Source organism: Microbacterium sp. ISL-103 (genome assembly GCF_018613995.1).
GTDB lineage: Bacteria > Actinomycetota > Actinomycetes > Actinomycetales > Microbacteriaceae > Microbacterium.
In genome coordinates this window covers 1-4,268 of the sequence record NZ_JAGGPD010000015.1, presented here as the reverse complement: position 1 = coordinate 4,268, position 4,268 = coordinate 1, and the positions used below count along the sequence as shown (strand labels likewise).

Here is a 4,268-nt window from a genome sequence, read left to right as displayed (position 1 = left end):
ATCGCTCGGAGCGGTGCTCGACAAGCTCAGCCGCGATTCGGGCTGGCAGAAGACGCTCGCCCGCGAAGACCTCGTGCGGCAGTGGGCCGACCTCGCAGGATCCGACACCGCGAAGCACTCCGAACCGGTGTCGCTCGAGCGCGGAGTGCTCACCGTGAAGTGCGACTCGACCGCTTGGGCCAAGAACCTCCAGTACATGCGCGGAACGATCCTCACCGAGATCGGCCGCCGGTATCCGGATGCCGGCGTCGAGAACCTCCGCTTCATCGGGCCGGACGTACCCTCGTGGAAATGGGGTCCCAGAGTCGTTCCAGGACGGGGCCCGCGCGATACCTACGGGTAGGACACCACGGATGGGGTCCGACACGCTCAGAGGGCCACAGGTGGCCGCTGAGCCGCATCTCGACACGAAAAGCCGCTAGACTGGGAGTTCGTGATATCGATGTGGAGAATGCCCTCTGATGACGCCTGAATCCCCCGCTGACGAGACGGAATCCACCACCGGGGAAACCCCCGCGACCGAGAACAAGATCTCACCCAAGGTGAAGCAGCCCGGTGAGTACGGTGCCGACTCGATCCAGATCCTCGAGGGTCTCGAAGCCGTCCGCAAGCGCCCGGGTATGTACATCGGCTCCACGGGTCCGCGTGGTCTGCATCACCTCGTCTACGAGATCGTCGACAACTCGGTCGATGAGGCACTCGCCGGCTACGCCGACACCATCTTCGTGACGCTGCTCGAAGACGGCGGCGTGCGCGTGATCGACAACGGCCGTGGCATCCCCGTCGATCCCCACTCCTCCGACCCGACGAAGTCGACCGTCGAGGTCGTGCTCACGATCCTGCACGCCGGTGGGAAGTTCGGCGGCGGCGCATACGCCGTCTCGGGCGGACTGCACGGTGTCGGCTCGTCCGTGGTGAACGCTCTGTCGACCAGGTTCGACGTCGAGGTCAAGCAGAAGGGCTTCGTCTGGCGGCACAGCTTCGCCGACGGCGGTGCCCCGCAGCAGCAGCTCGAGAAGGGCGAGGCCACCGACGAGACCGGAACGGCGATCACGTTCTGGCCGGATGCCGAGATCTTCACCGAGACGACCGACTTCGACTACGACACGCTGCGCACGCGCTTCCAGCAGATGGCGTTCCTCAACAAGGGACTGCGCATCGAGCTGTCCGACGAGCGTCCCGCCTCTGCCTACGAGGTCGAGGTCGAGGGTCAGGCGACTCTCACTCAGCCCAACGACGTCTTCTTCTACGAGCGCGGCCTCGTCGACTACGTCGAGTACCTCAACAAGGTGCGTCACGCCGAGGTAGTCAACGACGAGATCATCGCCTTCGAGTCGGAAGACGTCGAGCGCAAGATCTCGCTCGAGGTCGCGATGCAGTGGACGACCTCGTACACCGAGAACGTCTTCACCTACGCCAACACGATCAACACGCACGAGGGCGGTACCCACGAAGAGGGGTTCCGCGCAGCGCTCACGACGCTGGTCAACAAGTATGCCCGGGCGAACAACCTTCTCAAGGAGAAGGACGACAACCTGTCGGGCGACGACGTACGAGAGGGCTTGACCGCCGTCATCTCGATCAAGCTGGGCGAGCCCCAGTTCGAGGGTCAGACCAAGACCAAGCTCGGCAACACCGAGGCCAAGGCCTTCGTGCAGAAGGTCGTCGGAGATCAGCTCGGTGACTGGTTCGGTCGCAACCCGATCCAGGCGAAGAACGTGATCCGCAAGGCCATCGACGCGGCGACCGCTCGGCTGGCTGCCCGCAAGGCCCGTGAGACCGCTCGTCGCAAGAGCGTGTTCGAGTCGGCCGCGATGCCCGACAAGCTCAAGGACTGCACCAGCAAGGATCCCTCGATCAGCGAGATCTTCCTCGTCGAGGGTGACTCGGCAGGCGGCTCGGCCGTGCAGGGGCGCGATCCTCACACGCAGGCGATCCTCGCGCTGCGAGGCAAGATCCTCAACGTCGAGCGCGCACGTCTCGACAAGGCACTGGGCAACAAAGAGGTCCAGGCGATGATCCAGGCCTTCGGCACCGGCATCGGCGAAGAGTTCGACATCGAGAAGGCGCGCTATCACAAGATCGTGCTGATGGCGGATGCCGACGTCGACGGCCAGCACATTACCACGCTGCTGCTCACTCTGCTCTTCCGGTACATGCGCGGGCTGATCGAGGCCGGATTCGTCTACCTCGCGATGCCCCCTCTCTACCGACTCAAGTGGACCAACCAGCCCCACGAATACGTGTTCAGCGACGCCGAGCGCGACGCCCTGCTCAAGCACGGCCTCGACAACGGCAAGCGGATCCCGAAGGACGCCGGCATCCAGCGCTACAAGGGTCTCGGCGAGATGAACGCCAAGGAGCTGTGGGAGACCACGATGGACCACTCCACGCGGACGCTCCGCCAGGTGACCATCGAGGATGCCGCCGCCGCCGACGAGATCTTCAGCGTGCTGATGGGCGAAGACGTCGAATCCCGACGCAGCTTCATCCAGCGCAACGCCAAGGACGTCCGCTTCCTCGACATCTGACGCCTCCGCGCGCCTGCATTCGTTCGACCAACGACCGGAATCGACAACACACATGACTGACGAAGTACGCCCCGAGCCGGAACACGACCACGGCAAGATCGATCAGGTCGACCTGCAGTCCGAGATGCAGCGCAGCTACCTCGACTACGCGATGGCCGTGATCGTCGGTCGCGCGCTGCCCGACGTCCGCGACGGTCTCAAGCCGGTGCATCGCCGTGTGATCTACGGCATGTACGACGGTGGATTCCGCCCCGACAAGTCGTTCTCGAAGTGCGCCCGTGTGGTGGGCGAGGTCATGGGCCAGTACCACCCGCACGGTGACTCGGCCATCTACGACGCCCTCGTGCGACTCGTGCAGCCGTGGTCGCTGCGGTACCCGCTGGCGCTCGGCCAGGGCAACTTCGGCTCTCCCGGCAACATGGGCGCCGCGGCTCCTCGATACACCGAGACGAAGATGGCCCCGCTCGCGCTCGAGATGGTGCGCGACATCGAAGAGGACACCGTCGACTTCACCGACAACTACGACGGACAGACCCAGGAGCCGACGGTCCTGCCGGCGCGCTTCCCGAACCTGCTGGTCAACGGCTCGGTCGGCATCGCGGTCGGCATGGCGACCAACATCCCCCCGCACAACCTCCGCGAGGTCTCGTCTGCGGCTCTCTGGGCGCTCGACAACCCGGGTCTCCCCCGCGAAGAGCTGCTCGACGGACTGATCCAGCGCATTCCCGGGCCCGACTTCCCGACCGGTGCGCAGATCCTCGGCACCAAGGGCGTGCAGGAGGCCTACCGCACGGGTCGTGGGTCGATCACGATGCGCGCGGTCGTCAACGTCGAAGAGATCCAGGGCCGCACGTGCCTCGTGATCACTGAACTGCCGTATCAGGTCAACCCCGACAACGTGGCGGTGAAGATCGGCGACCTCGCCCGTGACGGCAAGATCACCGGCATCGCCGACATCCGTGACGAGTCGTCCGACCGCACCGGTCAGCGCCTCGTCGTCGTGCTCAAGCGTGACGCGGTCGCGAAGGTCGTGCTGAACAACCTCTACAAGCACACGCAGCTGCAGGAGAACTTCGGCGCGAACATGCTCGCGATCGTCGACGGAGTGCCGCGCACGCTCGCCATCGACGGCTTCGTGACCCACTGGATCACCCACCAGCTCGAGGTCATCGTCCGTCGCACCGCATACCGCCTGCGTGAGGCCGAGAAGCGGATGCACATCCTGCGCGGATACCTCAAGGCGCTCGACGCGCTCGACGAGGTCATCGCGCTCATCCGTCGATCGCAGACCACGCAGGATGCGAACGAGGGCCTGCAGAAGCTCCTCGACATCGACGACATCCAGGCGCAGGCCATCCTCGACATGCAGCTGCGCCGACTGGCAGCGCTCGAACGCCAGAAGATCATCGACCAGGCTGCCGAGCTCGAGCGACTCATCGCCGAGTACCAGGCGATCCTGGCCGACGAGGCGCTGCAGCGCGACATCATCCGCGAAGAGCTCTCGGGGATCGTCGAGCGCTTCGGCGATGAGCGTCGTACGCACATCCTGCACGGCTTCGACGGCGACGTCTCGATGGAAGACCTCATCGCCGAAGAGGAGATGGTCGTCACCATCACCCGCGCCGGGTACATCAAGCGCACGCGCAGCGACAACTACCGGTCGCAGCACCGCGGCGGCAAGGGCATCAAGGGCGCCCAGCTGCGGGCCGACGACATCGTCGAGCACTTCTTCGTCAC

Annotated in this window: 3 protein-coding genes; all 3 read left to right on the top strand. The window is 65.0% G+C overall.

Translation table 11 applies throughout. The annotated features are described in order from the left end of the window. Positions 1 to 343, top strand: a 343-nt coding sequence (locus J7E68_RS00795) for a DUF721 domain-containing protein (RefSeq protein WP_215168961.1), incomplete at its 5' end; no start/stop codon positions are given. A gap of 118 nt (positions 344 to 461) precedes the next feature. Next, positions 462 to 2,531, top strand: coding sequence for a DNA topoisomerase (ATP-hydrolyzing) subunit B (gene gyrB / locus J7E68_RS00790; RefSeq protein WP_215168959.1), 2,070 nt, complete (start codon positions 462 to 464; stop codon positions 2,529 to 2,531). A 52-nt stretch (positions 2,532 to 2,583) separates the two neighbouring features. Next, a partial coding sequence (locus J7E68_RS00785; protein ID WP_215168957.1) for a DNA topoisomerase (ATP-hydrolyzing) occupies positions 2,584 to 4,268 on the top strand: 1,685 nt, incomplete at its 3' end.